The following is a 15,593-nucleotide window of genomic DNA, read 5'->3' on the forward strand; positions in this document are numbered from 1 at the left end:
AGTAAGGCTCCCTCCGGGCGGGAGGGAGCTTGCTGCGTTGTGATCGATGGGGTCAGTCGTGCTCGACGTCGGTGGCGATGTCGGCGACGACCGGCACGATCATCGGCTTGCGCTTGAGCTGGCGGGCGATCCATCCGCCGAGCGTGCGGCGCATGATCTGCTGGAGCTTGTACGTGTCGGTGGTGCCCGTCATCATCGCGTCGTTCAGCTGCTCGACGATCTGGTGGCGGACCTTGTCGAACTCGCTCTCGTCCTCGGCCACGGCGTTCAGGTAGATCTTCGGGCCGGAGACCACGTCGCGGGCCTCGGTGTCGACCACGACGAACGCGGAGACGAAGCCCTCGGTGCCGAGGATGCGGCGCTTCTCGAGCTCCTCGTCGGTCAGCTCGCCGACCGAGTCGCCGTCGACGTACACGTAGCCGCACGGCACGGAGCCGACGACCGCGGCCTTGCCGTGGTAGAGGTCGACGACGTCGCCGTCCTCGGCGAGGACCACGTTCTGCGGGTCGACGCCGGTCTTGACGGCGATCAGGCCGTTGGCCACGAGGTGGCGGTTCTCGCCGTGGATCGGCATCGCGCACTTGGGCTTGACGATGTTGTACATGTACAGCAGCTCGCCCTCGTTGCAGTGGCCGGACACGTGCACGGCCGCGTTGTCGCGGTTGACGACCTTCGCGCCGAGCTGCACGAGCTTGTTGATGACCTTGTACACGCCGTGCTCGTTGCCCGGGATCAGGGAGCTGGCGAGGATGACGGTGTCGAACTCGTTGACGTGGATGTCGCGGTGGTTGCCGTCGGCGATGCGTCCCAAAGCGGCCATCGGCTCGCCCTGCGAACCGGTGCACATGTAGACGAGCTTGTCGTCCTGGATGTCGTTGGCCTGCTTCAGGTCCACGACGGTGCCCTCGGGGATGTGCAGGTAGCCGAGGTCGGCGGCGATGGACATGTTGCGCACCATCGAACGGCCGACGAAGACGACCTTGCGCCCGTACTTGTGGGCGGTGTCGACGACCTGCTGCACGCGGTGGACGTGGCTGGAGAAGCTCGCGACGATGATCTTGCGGGTGGCCTGCGCGAACGCCTGGTCGAGCGCCGGGCCGATGGAGGTCTCCGGCTTGACGAAACCCGGCACCTCGGCGTTCGTGGAGTCCATCATCAGCAGGTCGACGCCCTTCTCGCCGATCTTGCCGAACTCGACCAGATCGGTGATCTTGTGGTCGAGCGGCAGCTGGTCGAGCTTAATGTCGCCGGTGTCGATGAGGGAGCCGGCCGGGGTCTTCACATGCACGGCGAGCGCGTCCGGGATGGAGTGGGTCACGGTGATGAACTCGAGCTCGAAGGGGCCGACCTTGAGCTTGTCGCGGCCCTGGACCTCCACCTTGGTGGGGCTCTGGTGGTGTTCCTTGCACTTCGCGTCGACGAAGGCGAGGGTTAGCTTGGAGCCGATCAGCGGAATGTCCGGACGGAGCTTCAGCAGATACGGCACGCCGCCGATGTGGTCCTCGTGGCCGTGGGTGAGCACCAGCGCCTCGACCTGGTCGAGACGGTCCTTGATGTAGCTGAAGTCGGGCAGGATGAGGTCGACGCCCGGCTGCTCCTCCTCCGGGAAGAGCACGCCGCAGTCGATGAGCAGCAGGTGGCCGTTGTATTCAATGACGTTCATGTTGCGGCCGATTTCGCCGAGGCCGCCGAGCGGCGTGATGCGCATCGAGCCCTTGCGGTACTTCGGTGGGGCGATGAGCACGGCGTCCTGCTGGGGCGCGGTGGCCTGCGTGCCGACGTTCTGGCGGCGGGAGCGGGAGGCGCCCGAGGCGCCGCGCGAACGACCGGCGGAGGAACGGCCCCTGCCACGGGCGTTGGAGGCGGAACGGCCGGAGGCGCGGCCGGTGGAGGTACGGCCCGAGGCCGCGCGGTTGGCGGAGCCGCGACGGCGGCCGCCGGAGGTTTTCTTGGCGCCGTTGGCGGCGCCGGCGTTGGTGTTGCTGGTTTGTTCTTGTGCCATGACTTTCTTGTGTTTCCTGATTATCTTCGGTGCCTCCGCGCTCTCGCGGGGGCGACGTGTGAGAGCGCCCTTGCGGCCTTTCCGCGGCGTCTTACAGCAGTCCGGCGGCCTGCATGCCGGCGCGGGCCTTCTCGACCTGCGCCTCGTCCGGTCCGATGTTCGGCAGGCGCATGGCGGTGGAGTCGAGGATGCCGCGCACCTTGAGCGCGGCCTTGGCCATGACGGCCTGATAGCCGTCGCCGTTCAGGGCGTGGACCAGCGGGGCGAGCTGGTTGGCGAGGCGCTGGGCCTCGTGGATGTCGCCGCGGTCGAACGCCTCGACGAGCTGGCGCATCGGATGCGCGGCCGCGTGCGCGATGACGGAGATGATGCCCACCGCGCCGATGGACAGGAACGGCAGGAACAGGCCGTCGTCGCCCGAATACCAGGCGAGTCCGGTGCGCTGCTGCTTCTCGACGGCCGCGGCGAGGTCGCCGGTGGCGTCCTTGACGGCCACGACGTGGTCGAGCGCGGCGAGACGGTCATAGGTCTCGACCTTGACCTTGAGTCCGGTGCGGCCGGGCACGTCGTAGACGATGATCGGCTTGTCGGTGTTCTCGTCGACGGCCTTGTAGTGGCCGACGACGCCGTCCTGGGACGGGCGGGAGTAGTACGGCATAACGACGAGGACCGCGTCGGCGCCCGCATCCTGGGTCTGCTCGACCATGCGCACGGTGTGCGCGGTGTCGTTGGAGCCTGCGCCGGAGATCACCGGGACGCTCACGACCTCCTTGACCGCGCGGACGAGTTCAACCTTCTCCTCCATGTGGGTGACGGGCGATTCGCCGGTGGTGCCGTTGACGACCAGACCGTCGGCGCCGTCAGCGACCAGCTGTTTGGCGAGCCTCTGCGCCGCCTCGTAGTCGACCTCGCCGTTGGATTTCATGGGGGTGATCATGGCGGGAAGGATGCGCCCGAACGGGGCGGGATTCAGCAGATGCATATCGCTCTCAGTCATATCGCTTACCGTACTTCGCGTTGTGGACGCCTATTGTTAACGGCCATCGACGCCCCGGTGACGGTCCGGGGCCGGACGCCACCCCTTGCAGGTTACAGGTCGAGGAACCGGTCAAGGCCGACGGTCAGGCCGGCGGGCGCGTCGGAGGCGAGCTTGCGCACGGCGAGCAGGACGCCGGGCATGAACGAGCCGCGGTCGAAGCTGTCGGCGCGGATCACGAGCTGTTCGCCGGCGTTGCCGAAGAGCACCTCCTCGTGCGCGTTGAGGCCGCGCAGGCGCACGGCATGGACGTGGACGCCGTCGACGACCTGTCCGCGAGAGCCGCCGTCGGTCTGGGTGTTGTCCGGCACGGGGCCGAGCCCGGCGGCCCTGCGCGCGGCTGCGATGCCCTGCGCGGTGTGGATCGCGGTGCCGGAGGGGGCGTCGACCTTGTTCGGGTGGTGCATCTCGATGATCTCGACCGATTCGAAGTACTTCGCGGCCTGCGTGGCGAAGTGGTCGGCGAGCACGGCGGAGATCGCGAAGTTCGGGGCGATGAACACCTTCTGCTCTTCCGGACGGGGGCCGGCGGCGATGGCCTCGCGCACCTGGGCGAGCTTGTCGTCGGTCCAGCCGGTGGTGCCGACGACCACGTCGACGCCCTGCGCGACGAGGGCGAGCACGTTGTTGAGGCTCACGGCCGGCACGGTGAACTCGACGACCACGTCGGTGTTCTGCGGGGTGATAGCCTTGAGGTCGTCGCCCGCGTCGAGCGTCAGTGCCAGCTGCATGTCCTCGGCGCCGTTCACCGCCTCGACGACGTGCGATCCCATGCGTCCCTTGGCTCCGACCACGGAAACCCTGATCATATGTTCCTCCTCGATGGTTGCCTGTCGGCTGTTTCCGACTGTTCCCGGCCCCAGACTATCATCCGACGCCCGCCGCGCGCCGACCTCATCCGAGCAGCGACAGCAGGTCGTCGCGGGTGAGCGTGGCGATCGACGCCGGTGCCGCGTCGGCGAGCGCTGCGGCGTCGGTGAACCGGCGGGCCAGTTCGCTCTTGCCGTGCTGCAGTTCGAGTATCCGCTCCTCGATGGTGTCCTTGGCGACGATCCGGTACACGTCCACGTCATGGGTCTGTCCGATGCGGTGGGCGCGGTCGGTGGCCTGGTCCTGCGCGGCGGCGTTCCACCACGGGTCGGCGTGGATGACGACGCTCGCGCCCACGAGGTTCAGCCCGGTGTTGCCGGCCTTGAGGGAGATGAGGAAGACCGGGGTGTCATCGGCGTTGAACCGGTCGACCAGTTCGAGGCGTTTGTGTTTCGGCGTGGAGCCGGTGATCGTGTAGTATGCGACGCCGCGCTGGTCGAGTCTGGCGGCGATGAGCTCGAGGAAGCTCGTGAACTGGGAGAAGACGAGCGCCTTCTTGCCTTCGGACATGCAGCTGGAGACGAGTTCCTCGATGGCGGCGAGCTTGGCGGAGCGGTCCTTCGCGTTCGCGTACAGCAGCCTAGGATCGCAGCACAGCTGTCTCAGTTTCATGAGTTCGGCGAGGATCCGGATCTTCGAGGTGTTGAAGTCGTCGTCCCGGCTGTGTTCGAGCTGCTGGCGCAGGCGCTGCTCGTGCGCGGCGTACAGTTTGCGCTGCTCGCCCTCCAGCTGCACGGTGACGGTGGTCTCGATCTTGTCGGGCAGGTCGGTGAGGACCTGCTTCTTGAGGCGGCGTTTGATGAACACGCCGACGAGCGCCTGCAGCCTGCGCGCGACCCGCTCCCCCTCCGGGTTGACCTCGGCGGCGGCCCGGCCCGCGGCGGTGGACCGGTCGGCGGCGCGCGCATTGGAGATCGGCAGCTCGTAGCGTTCGTGGAAGCGCCGGTAGGAGCCGAGGAGCCCGGGCATGAGGAAGTCGAAGATGCTCCACAGTTCGCTCAGCCGGTTCTCGATGGGCGTGCCGGTCAGCGCGAACCGGTGTTCGGCGTCGATCGCCTTGACAGCTTTCGCGATCTTCGTCGTGTGGTTTTTGATGACCTGCGCCTCGTCGAGCGCCATCACGTCGAAGCGGGTGTCGCGGTAATCGTCGGCGTCGCGGCGCAACAGGTCGTACGAGGTGATGAGCACGACGGGTTTGTCGGATGCGGGGCCGGCCGCGGTCTCGGATGCGGCGCCGGCCGCGGCTCCGGCCCCGGCTCCGGTGTAGCGCGCGATGGCGGCGCGGCGTTCGGCCTTCGTGCCGGCGACGGCCACGGCGTCGACGTCGGGCGCGAACTTGGCGAACTCCGCCACCCAGTTGTACACGAGCGACGCCGGGCAGACGATGAGCGAGGGCGAAGGCGCACGACCGCCGAGCGAGAGCAGCAGCGCGATCAGCTGCACCGACTTGCCCAAACCCATCTCGTCGGCGAGGATGCCGCCGAAGCCTTTGTCGCACAGGGTACGCAGCCACCTGAATCCCTCCACCTGATAGGGGCGCAGCACATGGGCCAGCTCGTCCGGCACCGCATAGCGCGTGGGGTCGATGGTCTTGAGTTCGTCCACGTAGCGCATGAACGAGGGCTCCTTGCGAACGCCCTCGCCGGCGAGCTCCCCGTCGAGCAGGAACGCCTGCATGCCGGGCAGCGTCACCGGCCCGCCGTCGAGTTCGGACTCGCTCAGGTCGAGGTCGGAGGCGACCCGGTCGAGCGCGTCCAGCTTCGCGCCCCGCAGGTCGAGGAAGGTCCCGTCCTTCAGCCGGTGGAAGCGCTGCCGGCGGCGGTAGGAGGCGAGGAGGGCCCCCACCTCGTCGGGCGGCACCTCGTCGGCGATCGGCGAGATCTCCACGAGGTTCGACCGGATCGCGAGCCCGACGGTCACGCTCGGCGGCTTCGGCGCGAGCAGCCGGTCGAATGCGGGCGTGGTGAACACCTTGCCCATCGCGCGCAGGGCGGGCAGCCCCTCGTCGAACAGGGCGATGATGCGCGTGGTCTCGTCGCGTCCGATGAACGCCGGGGCCGCGGGCGAGGGGATCGCGAAATACGTGCGCACGAGGTCGAGCATCGCGCGTTCGGCGGCGAAATCATGCCCGGCGCCGACCATCGGGATCGCGCCCGAAGCGAAATCGCTCCCCCGCTGGGGCACGATCGTCGCCTCGCGCTCGCCGTAGCGGGCCTTCGCCACGCAGGTGACGCCCCTCTCGTCGCGGTCGAGGTAGAACTCGGGTTCGCATTCGACCGGACGCATGAGCTCGATCTCGCGCGGCACGTCGCCGGCGGCCATGAGACCGGCGTCGACGAGCCGCGGCAGGAGCGTGCGCGCGAACAGCGGCGCGTCGTCGAACGCGACGATCTCGCCGTCCGGGTTCTCGCCGCACACCACGGGCAGCAGGGCGGCGAACGGCTCGAGCGGTTTCGGGCACCGGACGAAGCGGTATCCGGCGGCACTGACGTGCATGGCGTCGCGCATGGGCATACGGCTTGCGATCACGGTGCCACGTCGCGCGGGGCGGCCATGCGCGTCGGCGGGCGGCATGAGCAGCCACACGCCCCGTTCGCCGGTGATCGTCGTCTCGATCGGCGGGCGGCCGTGCAGCGCGTAGCCGTCGACGCCGCCGTCGCCGTTGACGCGGGTCATCGAGACGACCGGCATCAGACCGGGGTCGTCGCGCAGCACGTCGACGTAGGACGGGGAGCGGTCGTACCAGCTGTCGAGCACCAGTCCGACGCGGCCGTCATCCTTGTTCCCGTTCCCGGCGTTCCGGTCGCCGTTCCCGGAACCGCCGCCGAAATCCCCCGACATGATGTCGAGCAATCGTGCGGTCTCCGATTCGGCGAGCGGCAGATGCCGGTCGATATGCACGGAGCCCAACGCGCCGTAACGCACATCCTGCAGGTCCGCGGCCTGACGGACGTCCTCGATCCGTTTCAGGAAGTCAAGCAGCGCGCGCGAACGCGGATCGAGCATCACGGGCGTGTGCGTGAACGCGAGCTTCTGCCCGTAGGCGCGATAGCTCGCCAGACGCATGTCGTCGATCAGCGTGGAGATCGATTTGAGCACGTACATGGCGCCTTCCGTGCCGATGCGGAACTGCACGCTCCACTGGGTGTCGAGATGGCTCAGGATGGGCACGAGCGCGACCGAACCGGGGGCGGCCTTCGGCTGCGGCGTTCGGCCTCGCCCGTACACGCCGACGCGCCCATCGGATGTTCCGGCGTTGATCATCGATTCACGCCGTCTGGCGCGGCGGGCCTGATCATCCTGTTCGTCGAGGCGGCGCATCGCCGCGAGCAGCCGACTCGAGGAGGACACGGCCGGCGAGGCGGACGAAACGGCGCCGAACACGGAACGACCGGGAACATACAGATCGGCCGGATCGTCAGAATCGCCGGGATCGCCCATGGTGAACCAGTCGCCGTCGAACCCATCGTCGTCGTATCCTCCCGGCACACGGCCGAACACGCTGAAGTTCATCGCGTCTCCCTCCCCGCCGCGACCTGACGCCCCGCCACGGCCCATCGTCGCCATTGTAGTGGCGACTCCCGCCCCGGGCGCGGCTATACTTGGGCATCGGCGTCGACGGAAGGTCCGCGGCGACCGGCCATGCACGGAGGCATCGGCATGCGCGCACCCGGCGGAAACCGGGGCGGGAGGCGGTTATGGCACATATTCTTCTTGGGGTCACCGGCAGCATCGCCGCGTTCAAATCCTGCCATCTGGCGTCCGACTGGACGAAGGCCGGGCACACGGTCCGCGTGGTCGAGACGGCCGCGGCCGAGCGGTTCGTCACCCCGCTGACGTTCACGTCGCTGACCGGCGAACGCACGCGCACGGCGATGTTCCCCTCCCCCGCCGCCTCCGACGCGCTCGGCGACGTGGTCGCCAACCCGGACTCGCGCGAGACGATCAACCATGTGCGCGACGCCGAATGGGCGGACGCGCTGGTCGTGGCGCCGGCGAGCGCCGACGTGATCGCGCGCATCGCCGCCGGGATGGCCGACGACACGCTCACCTCCACGATCCTCGCCTACGAGGGTCCGAAGGCGCTGTGCCCGGCGATGAACGTGCACATGTACGACAATCCGGCCACGCAGCGCAATCTGGATGTCTGCCGTTCACTCGGCTGGCTCGTCGTCGAACCGGGCGAGGGAAGGCTCGCGTGCGGCGACGCGGGACGCGGGCGCATGGCCGAACCGGACGTGATCGAACGCGCGGTCGAGGGGATGCTCGCGGGGAGGAGCGTGGCGGAAGCGGAGACGTCAGCCGGCGGCGAGGCGACGGCCGACACAGCGCACGCGTCCGGCACAACCGACGCGACGCAAGCGGCCGGCTCCCCCGCCGCCACCGCCTCTCAGCCGCTCACGGGACTGACCGTGCTGGTCACGGCCGGCCCCACGCAGGAACCGCTCGACCCGGTGCGCTACCTCACGAACCATTCGACCGGCAAGATGGGCTATGCGCTCGCCGGGGCGGCGGCCGCGCTGGGCGCGCGGGTCACGCTCGTCTCCGGACCGGTCTCGCTCGAACCGCCGCAGGGCGTCGACGTGGTGCGGGTCACGACCGCCGAGGATATGTTCGAGGCGGTGTCCGAGTCGTTCGCCGCGGCGGACATCACGGTGATGGCCGCGGCCGTGGGCGATTTCCGCGTCGAGAGGGTCTCGGAGCAGAAGATCAAGAAGAACGGACGCGACTCGATCACGATCAGGCTCGTGTCGAACCCGGACATCCTCGCCTGGGCGGGCGGCCGCAAGCGGACGGACGGATCGCAGATCCTGTGCGGCTTCGCGATGGAGACCGAGCATCTCATCGCCAACGCCGCGAAGAAGCTCGCCGCCAAGCACTGCGACATGCTCGTGGCGAACAATCTGCGCGAGGAGGGCGCCGGTTTCGCGACGGACACGAACGTGGTGACCGTGCTCACCCCGGGCGCGTCCGATCCGGGCACACCGCAGATCGAGCGTTGGGACAAGATGGACAAGACCGTGCTGGCCAAGCGCCTGCTGCTGCGCCTCGCCGCGATGCGAGGGCAGTCGGCGCGGGCCTGAGGACGCACGATCGCGGGCACAGTAGCAGTCAATTCAACAGTCAAATCAGCAGTCAAGTCAGCAGTCAAAAGGAGACAACCATGCTGATGGCAGTCGATATCGGCAACACGAACATCGTGATCGGCTTCATGGAGGACGGCCGCATCGTCGGCACGTACCGCATCACTACGAAGGCGACGCACACGTCCGACGAATACGGGCTGATGATCACGCAGTTCCTGGAGCTCAGGGGCTACACGGCGCGCGACGTGGACGATGTGATCGTCTGCTCGGTGGTGCCGAAGGTCATGTACTCGTTCCGCTCGTCGATCATCAAGTTCCTCGGCTTCGAGCCGATGGTGGTGGGCCCCGGCATCAAGACCGGCATGAACATCCGCCTCGACGACCCGAAGACGCTGGGATCGGACTGCATCGCCGACTGCGCGGGCGCCTACCACACGTACGGCGGCCCGGTGCTGGTGGCCGACTTCGGCACGGCCACGACGTTCAACTACGTGGACGCGACCGGCACGATCGTCTCCGGGTACATCACCACCGGCATCAGGACGGGCGCCGAGGCGCTGTGGGGGCAGACCGCGCAGCTGCCGGAGGTGGAGATCACCCGCCCGCAGTCGATCCTCGCGACGAACACGCGCACCGCGATGCAGGCGGGCCTGTACTACACGTTCCTCGGCGGCGTGGAGTATACGATCGCGCAGTTCCGCAAGGAGATCGACGAGCCGTTCCAGGTGATCGCGACCGGCGGCCTCGGACGCGTGTTCCAGAACGACACCGACATGATCGACGTGTACGACCCCGACCTGATCTTCAAGGGGATGGCGTACATCTACTCGCGCAATGTGCGCTGACCGCCCGTCAGCGGATCGTGAAGCCCTGATTGGCGCCGTACTCCTTGAGGTCGGCCTGCCATGAGGCGATGCCCTCCTTCAGGCTCACCTTCGGCGTGGGCTTCTCGCGCGGCTGGAGCGGATTGCCGTCCGCGTCGGTCAGTCCGGCCCTGATCTCGCGCTGTCGCTTCAGGTACGACTGCCACGCGCTGCCCCACTTGTAGGCCTTGCCGACGGTGGAGCGGAAGTCGCTGCGCGCATACACCTCGAACGGCAGGTACTGGTAGCCGACCGACACGTTCTCCGAGGCCTCGGCGAGCACGCGGTTGAACTGCTGCCCGCCGAAATACGGGATGTCGATGCCGTTGGAGTTGCGGATCGTGGTCTTGTCGAGGAACGTCTTGCTGGACAGCGTCTCGAGATCGGCCGGGAACGCGCCGCCGTCGACGCGCGTGTCGATGCCGTCGCGGCTGTGCGTCACATAGTCGACGAACCGGTAGGCGGCCCGCGGCTTGCGCGTGGACTGGAGCACGGCCATCGCCGAGCCGCCGTTCTCCGCGTTGGCCGTCCGCCCGTCGATCGTGGGCATCGGGGCGACCCGCCAGAGCCCGGCGGTGCCGAGCGCGTTGGCCATCAGCATCGACGGCATCCACGCGCCGGAGAACACGGAGGCGACGGCTCCGGTGCTCAGCGCCCGCTTCCAGCTGTTCGACCAGGTGGCGCGACGCGTGTCGATGAGCCCCTCGTCGATCATCCTCTGCCAGAACCGCGTGAACTCCTTCGTGCCCTCGTCGGAGTCGAGCGAGACGGTGACGGTCTTGCCGTCGGGGCTGGTATGGAACGGCTCTCCGCCCGCCAGCCAGATCATCGCGGCGTAGAAGCTGGCGTCGCCCGAGTCGGCCGCGATGTACACGCCGATGTCCTTGAGCTTCTTCGCGGCCTCGTAATAGTCGTCCCACGTCCTGATCTGCGAGGCGTCGACACCGACCTGGTCGAAGACGTCCTTGTTGTAGAAGAAGGCCATCGGGCCGGAATCCATCGGCAGTCCGTACACGCGGCCGGCGAGCTGGACGCTCGACCATGTGCCGGGCGAGTAGAAGTTCGCGTAGTCGTCGCCCACGTAGTCGGAGATGTCGAGCAGCTGGCCGGAGACCGCGTACTGCAGGAGCGCGAAATACTCGATCTGCGCCACGTCGGGCATGCCGTAGCCGTCCTGGATGGCGGTGTTGAGGTTCTCGTATCCGGAGATGTCCTTCAGATCGACGACGACATCAGGGTTGTCCCGCTCGAAGTCATCGACGACCTCGCCCATGTTCGGCTCCCAGCTCCACACGGTGATGTGCGTGCGCGTATCGGCCGCCTCACCGCAAGAGGCGAGCGCGGCCGTCGCGGCGAGGGCCGTCACGGCCGCGACGAGGCGCTTGATTCCCGTCATCGCCATCATCGAACGCATGGACCCGTCCCTCCCGCCGCGACTCGCCGCGGCCCAGTGTTTTTCCGAAACGATCACGAGTCTACCAACATGCGAAGGCCTCGCCGCGGTTCAATACGCCGCGACAAGGCCTTCGTGTGATTGGTTATTGGGTTGGGTTATTGGGTTATTGCGGTTTGCGGGACATCGCCTTTACGGGCGAAGCTGATACCGACCGATTCGATCGGGCGATCACTTGACGGTGAAGCCCTGATCCTTGCCGTAGTCCTGCAGGGCCTTCTGCCAAGCCGCCACGCCGTCGGCCAGCTTCTGGTCGCCGGTGTAGGACTTGCCGACGTAGTCGCCGAAGATGGTGCGGGCCTTGACCTCGAAGGGCAGGAACTGGTAGCCGGTGGACACGTTCTCGGCGGCCTGCGCCAGGACCTCGTTGTACTTCTGACCACCGAAGTAGTCGACGTCCTCGCCGTCGGCGTTCTTCACGGTGGTGGCGTTCTTGAAGGAGTCGGCTTCCATGGAGGCCTTGTCGGCCGGGAAGGCGCCGCCGGCCACACGGGTGGCCACGCCGTCGCCGTGGTTCGCGTACTCGATGAACTTGTACGCGGCGTCGGCCTTCTTGGAGCTGGCGAGCACGGCCAGCGAGGAGCCGCCGTTCTCGGCGTTGGTGGCGGAGCCGTCAGCGGTCGGCATCTGGGTGACGCGCCACTTGCCGGCGCCAGCGGCCGCGGAGTTCGCGAGGTTGGCCGGCATCCAGGCGCCGGTCAGCAGGGAGGCGATGGTGCCGTCGACCATGCCCTTGAACCAGTCCTCGGACCAGCCGGCGGTCTTGGTGTCGAGCAGGCCCTCATCGAGCATCTTCTGCCAGTAGGTGTTGAACTTCTGGACGTTCTCGTCGCCGGTGAGGTTGATGGTCACCTCGGAGCCGTCGTCGGAGGTCTTGAACGGCTGTCCGCCGGCGAGCCAGGTCATCGAGTCGTAGAAGCCGGCGTCACCGGTGTCGGAGGTGATGTAGTAGTTGTCGCCGAGGGCGTGGATCTTCTTGGCGGCCTCGTAGTAGTCGTCCCACGTCTTGATCTGCGTGGCGTCGACGCCGGCCTTGTCGAAGACCTCCTTGTTGTAGAAGAAGGCCATCGGGCCGGAATCCATCGGCAGGCCGTAGACCTTGCCGGCGAACTGCACGGAGGCCCACGGGCCGGGGGTGTAGAAGTCCTCGTAGCCGGAGGTCTTGTCGGTGATGTCGAGCAGGTTGTTCTTGATGGCGTACTGCGGGATCGCGTAGTACTCGACCTGGGCGACGTCCGGGGCGCCGGAGCCGGCCTCGATGGCGTTGTCGAGCTGCGTGTACTCCTTGGTGTTGGTGCCGACGTTCTTGAGGTCGACCTTGATGCCGGTCTCCTTCTCGAAATCCTTGGCGACCTGGGTGAGCGTGGGCTCCCAAGCCCACACGGTGATCTCCTGGACGTCCTTCTCCTGAGCAGGCTGGCTGCTGGAGTTGCTGTCGGAACCGCACGCGGCGACGCTGACGAGCATGGCGACCGCGCCGGTGAGCGCGACGGCCTTCTTGGCGTTGGTGAACTTCATCGTCCTGTTACTCCTTCCTTCAGCCGCCGTTGCGGCGACTGTCGATGTTCGCCGCAACCACATGGCATCGCGTTCTTCCTCGTAGCGATGCTATCGAAAACATAACCGCTTGTTTTCGACTCCGCGAACCGGCTTATTCCGCCGCTTCGCGGGTATGGTTGCGATAACATGATTCATTATACACAGATTCGCCCGACACGCCACCCGAACCCGCCGGCGGGTCATCCCCATTCCATTCCCGAACCGTCGCAGCAGCACCCCTTGCCCCACGCACCCATCGACACAGCACAGCAACGCACGACCAATCGATGAACCACAACCTGTTTCCCGCGCACCCACCGACACAGCCGACCCACCGACACGGCCGACCCAACCACCCGATCTCCGCATCCCCGGCACAAGGCGTACGAGAACAAGGAGAATCACCGATGAAACAGCGGTCTGCGCACCTCCTCCATGCTCACCGTACGAGAACAGGGAGAATCCCCGACGAGACCCCAGTCCACGTACGCCATAACGTGCTCACCGTACGGGAACAGGGATCAACACACCACTACCCCCTGTTTTCGTACACTCCCCCGCACTCACCGTACGAAAACAGGTGACAACCACGCCGAGGCCCCGATCAACGTACACTCCCGCAGGCCCACCGCACGAAAACAGGGGGAACCACCGATCAGGCCCCGGTCAACGTACGCCGAGTGCGTCTTGGAGTACGCCGATCGGAGCCTCGGAGACAGACGGACTATTCCCGGCCGGCGTATGCGTCGTCGAAGAAGCCGAGCTCGTAGTGGACCGCGGTGCTGAAACGTTCACGCAGCTCCGGATCGTCCGGATCGGCCACACGGTTGAACTCGGCGATGAGGAAGTCGACCCATTCGGTGAAGAACTCGCCGCGATGCACGTCCACCCATCCGCGATGCTCCGGCTTGACCGGCAGCCTGCGACCGTGATCGGTGGCGCGCTCGGCCCAGTCGAGGTACAGGCTCTCGGCCACCACGAGCACGGCGAGCCCATCCGCGTAGGAGCGGGTCTCGATGGTGTCGGTGTACAGCTTCTTGAAGCCGCGGCTCGCCGGGGCAAGCTCGGGATGGAGGATCTGATCCTCGCTCACCCCGTACTGCGCGAACCGGTCATGGAAATAGGGGTCTTCGTCACCCGCGATGAACCCGAGCTGCGCGGCGAGCCGCACCTTGGCCTTCATCGTGTCGGCCGAGGCGAGCACCTGGCCGAGCAGCGACAGGAAGTCCTGCGCGAACTGGTAGTCCTGGATCAGGTAGTCACGCAGCACCTCCGGCGCGATGGTCTCGTCGACGAGCTCGCGGACGAAACGGTGGTTGACCGCGGCCTCCCACTCGTCATGGGTGTATGCGCGCAGGATCCCGTACGGGGTCTGATCGGATGCCTGAACGGAAGTCTGATCGATGCCGGCCATGTCATTGCCTCGTTTCTCTTGGCTTGGTTCGCCGCGGCGGAATATGACGGCCCGCCGCGCCCCTTCACACGGAAAGTCTATCGGCCGGGACGCGGATGCGGAAGGGGTCGGACCGGGACAGGGTCGAACCGGAGGACCGGGTTCTCACGAACCAAGCGCTTACGGATCGGACTTTCCGGATAGATCCCGGATAGACTGGGGACCATGTCAGTCAGCAGCCGCAGGAACGGCAGGGCGACCGTCACGATGGCCGACGTGGCCCGCGAGGCCGGGGTGTCGGTCGCGTCGGTCTCCAACTACCTCAACAAGCGCCCGTACATGAGCGAGGCGATGCGCGAACGCATCGAGACCGCCATCGCCGACCTTGGCTATCAGATCAACACGTCCGCACGCAACCTCAGATCCGGGCGCACGCACCTGCTCAAGCTCGTCATCCCCGACCTTCGCCAGATGTACTTCGCGGATCTCGCCGAGGACATCCTCGCCGAGGCGCGCGAACGGGGATACGGCGTCATCGTCGAATCGACATCCAACGCGCGCGAGCACGAGCTGGCCAGCATCGCCTCGATGGGCACGCGTCCGGCCGACGGCCTCATCCTCAGCCCCCTGATGATGACCCGCGACGACATGCACCTGCTGGACGGCGACTACCCGCTGGTCATGCTGGGCGAACGACTGTTCGGCATGGACGCGCCGCATGTGCTCATCCGCAACCGCGAGGGCGCATACGAGGCCACGACGCATCTGATCGAGGCAGGATGCCGGCGCATCGCCGTCATCGGCGCCGTGCCGCCCACGGACGACGGACCGACCGACACGACCGACACGCCCAGCATCCCGGCCGACATCCCGACCGACTCCCCAACCGAACCGCCGACGCAGTCCTCGTCCGGCGACCTGCGCACGCGGGGGTACTGCGCAGCGCTCGCCGATCACGGCATGGCCTATGATCCGCGGCTGCTCATCGAGACCGATGGATGGGACAGCGTCGACGGCTTCGAGGCCATCGGGCGGATGCTCGACGGCGGTCTTGACTTCGACGCCGTGTTCGCCCTCAACGACACGCTCGCGTGGGGCGCGCTGCGATGCCTGCGCGAACGCGGCGTCGACGTGCCGGGTGATGTGCGCGTGGTCGGCTTCGACGACATCGACGAATCGCGGTACATGGTCCCGTCGCTGACGACGGTCGACCCGGGGCGCACCGACATCGCGCGCCTCGCCGTCGCCTCGATCATCGCCCAGATCGAGGCGGGCAGGCGCGCGCCGGCGGAGCGGATCGAGGCGCCGTGCCAGCTGGTGTGCCGCGAGTCCTCGCCGCAGTGACATCAA

General features: G+C 67.1%; 10 protein-coding genes. 3 read left to right on the forward strand and 7 right to left on the reverse strand.

The features are described from left to right. Window positions 1-52: 52 nt before the first annotated feature. The 4 genes from CSQ85_RS04995 to CSQ85_RS05010 form a co-directional block, all read right to left on the reverse strand. The gene (locus tag CSQ85_RS04995) at window positions 53-2,002 is read right to left on the reverse strand and encodes a ribonuclease J (RefSeq protein WP_107041462.1); all 1,950 of its coding nucleotides are present in this window, start codon (window positions 2,000-2,002) and stop codon (window positions 53-55) included. 91 nt (window positions 2,003-2,093) lie between these two features. Continuing rightward, a complete protein-coding gene (dapA, locus tag CSQ85_RS05000) occupies window positions 2,094-2,999 on the reverse strand; it encodes a 4-hydroxy-tetrahydrodipicolinate synthase (protein WP_150383137.1) in 906 nt (301 codons plus the stop codon). 92 nt (window positions 3,000-3,091) lie between these two features. Then, complete coding sequence (gene dapB, locus CSQ85_RS05005; RefSeq protein ID WP_150383138.1) at window positions 3,092-3,847, reverse strand: 4-hydroxy-tetrahydrodipicolinate reductase; 756 nt, start codon at window positions 3,845-3,847, stop codon at window positions 3,092-3,094. Window positions 3,848-3,932: 85 nt separating this feature from the next. Beyond that, window positions 3,933-7,421, reverse strand: coding sequence for a DEAD/DEAH box helicase (locus CSQ85_RS05010; RefSeq protein WP_223846849.1), 3,489 nt, complete (start codon window positions 7,419-7,421; stop codon window positions 3,933-3,935). Window positions 7,422-7,606: 185 nt separating this feature from the next. Between CSQ85_RS05010 and CSQ85_RS05015 the strand changes: the two genes are divergently transcribed. Together CSQ85_RS05015 and CSQ85_RS05020 are read left to right on the forward strand one after the other, a co-directional pair. Then, entirely contained in the window at window positions 7,607-8,992 is a 1,386-nt protein-coding gene (locus tag CSQ85_RS05015; RefSeq protein ID WP_150383140.1) for a bifunctional phosphopantothenoylcysteine decarboxylase/phosphopantothenate synthase, read from the forward strand. A gap of 80 nt (window positions 8,993-9,072) precedes the next feature. Next, window positions 9,073-9,840, forward strand: a complete 768-nt coding sequence (locus CSQ85_RS05020) for a type III pantothenate kinase (protein WP_150383141.1) — start codon at window positions 9,073-9,075, stop codon at window positions 9,838-9,840. Between the two features lie 7 nt (window positions 9,841-9,847). Here the strand turns inward: CSQ85_RS05020 and CSQ85_RS05025 are convergent, their stop codons facing one another. From CSQ85_RS05025 to CSQ85_RS05035, 3 genes are all read right to left on the reverse strand, one after another. Then, complete coding sequence (locus CSQ85_RS05025; protein WP_395956343.1) at window positions 9,848-11,272, reverse strand: ABC transporter substrate-binding protein; 1,425 nt, start codon at window positions 11,270-11,272, stop codon at window positions 9,848-9,850. Window positions 11,273-11,482: 210 nt separating this feature from the next. Further along, window positions 11,483-12,829 carry an ABC transporter substrate-binding protein gene (locus tag CSQ85_RS05030; protein ID WP_150383142.1) on the reverse strand — a complete coding sequence of 449 codons (1,347 nt, stop codon included), beginning with the start codon at window positions 12,827-12,829 and terminating at the stop codon, window positions 11,483-11,485. 745 nt (window positions 12,830-13,574) lie between these two features. Then, on the reverse strand, window positions 13,575-14,264 hold the full coding sequence (locus CSQ85_RS05035; protein WP_150383143.1) for a TenA family protein: 690 nt from the start codon (window positions 14,262-14,264) through the stop codon (window positions 13,575-13,577). A 204-nt stretch (window positions 14,265-14,468) separates the two neighbouring features. Between CSQ85_RS05035 and CSQ85_RS05040 the strand changes: the two genes are divergently transcribed. Beyond that, entirely contained in the window at window positions 14,469-15,587 is a 1,119-nt protein-coding gene (locus CSQ85_RS05040; RefSeq protein WP_223846850.1) for a LacI family DNA-binding transcriptional regulator, read from the forward strand. Window positions 15,588-15,593 lie beyond the last annotated feature (6 nt).

Origin of the sequence: Bifidobacterium rousetti, assembly GCF_008698235.1 — a bacterium.
Classification (GTDB): Bacteria; Actinomycetota; Actinomycetes; order Actinomycetales; family Bifidobacteriaceae; genus Bifidobacterium; species Bifidobacterium rousetti.

Coding starts and splice junctions, on each gene's coding strand:
- CSQ85_RS05020 (WP_150383141.1), top strand. CDS start 9,073: ATGCTGATGGCAGTCGATATCGGCAACACGAACATCGTGATCGGCTTC.
- dapA (WP_150383137.1), bottom strand. CDS start 2,999: ATGACTGAGAGCGATATGCATCTGCTGAATCCCGCCCCGTTCGGGCGC.
- CSQ85_RS05040 (WP_223846850.1), top strand. CDS start 14,469: ATGTCAGTCAGCAGCCGCAGGAACGGCAGGGCGACCGTCACGATGGCC.
- CSQ85_RS05025 (WP_395956343.1), bottom strand. CDS start 11,272: ATGCGTTCGATGATGGCGATGACGGGAATCAAGCGCCTCGTCGCGGCC.
- CSQ85_RS05035 (WP_150383143.1), bottom strand. CDS start 14,264: ATGGCCGGCATCGATCAGACTTCCGTTCAGGCATCCGATCAGACCCCG.
- CSQ85_RS05010 (WP_223846849.1), bottom strand. CDS start 7,421: ATGAACTTCAGCGTGTTCGGCCGTGTGCCGGGAGGATACGACGACGAT.
- CSQ85_RS05030 (WP_150383142.1), bottom strand. CDS start 12,829: ATGAAGTTCACCAACGCCAAGAAGGCCGTCGCGCTCACCGGCGCGGTC.
- dapB (WP_150383138.1), bottom strand. CDS start 3,847: ATGATCAGGGTTTCCGTGGTCGGAGCCAAGGGACGCATGGGATCGCAC.
- CSQ85_RS04995 (WP_107041462.1), bottom strand. CDS start 2,002: ATGGCACAAGAACAAACCAGCAACACCAACGCCGGCGCCGCCAACGGC.
- CSQ85_RS05015 (WP_150383140.1), top strand. CDS start 7,607: ATGGCACATATTCTTCTTGGGGTCACCGGCAGCATCGCCGCGTTCAAA.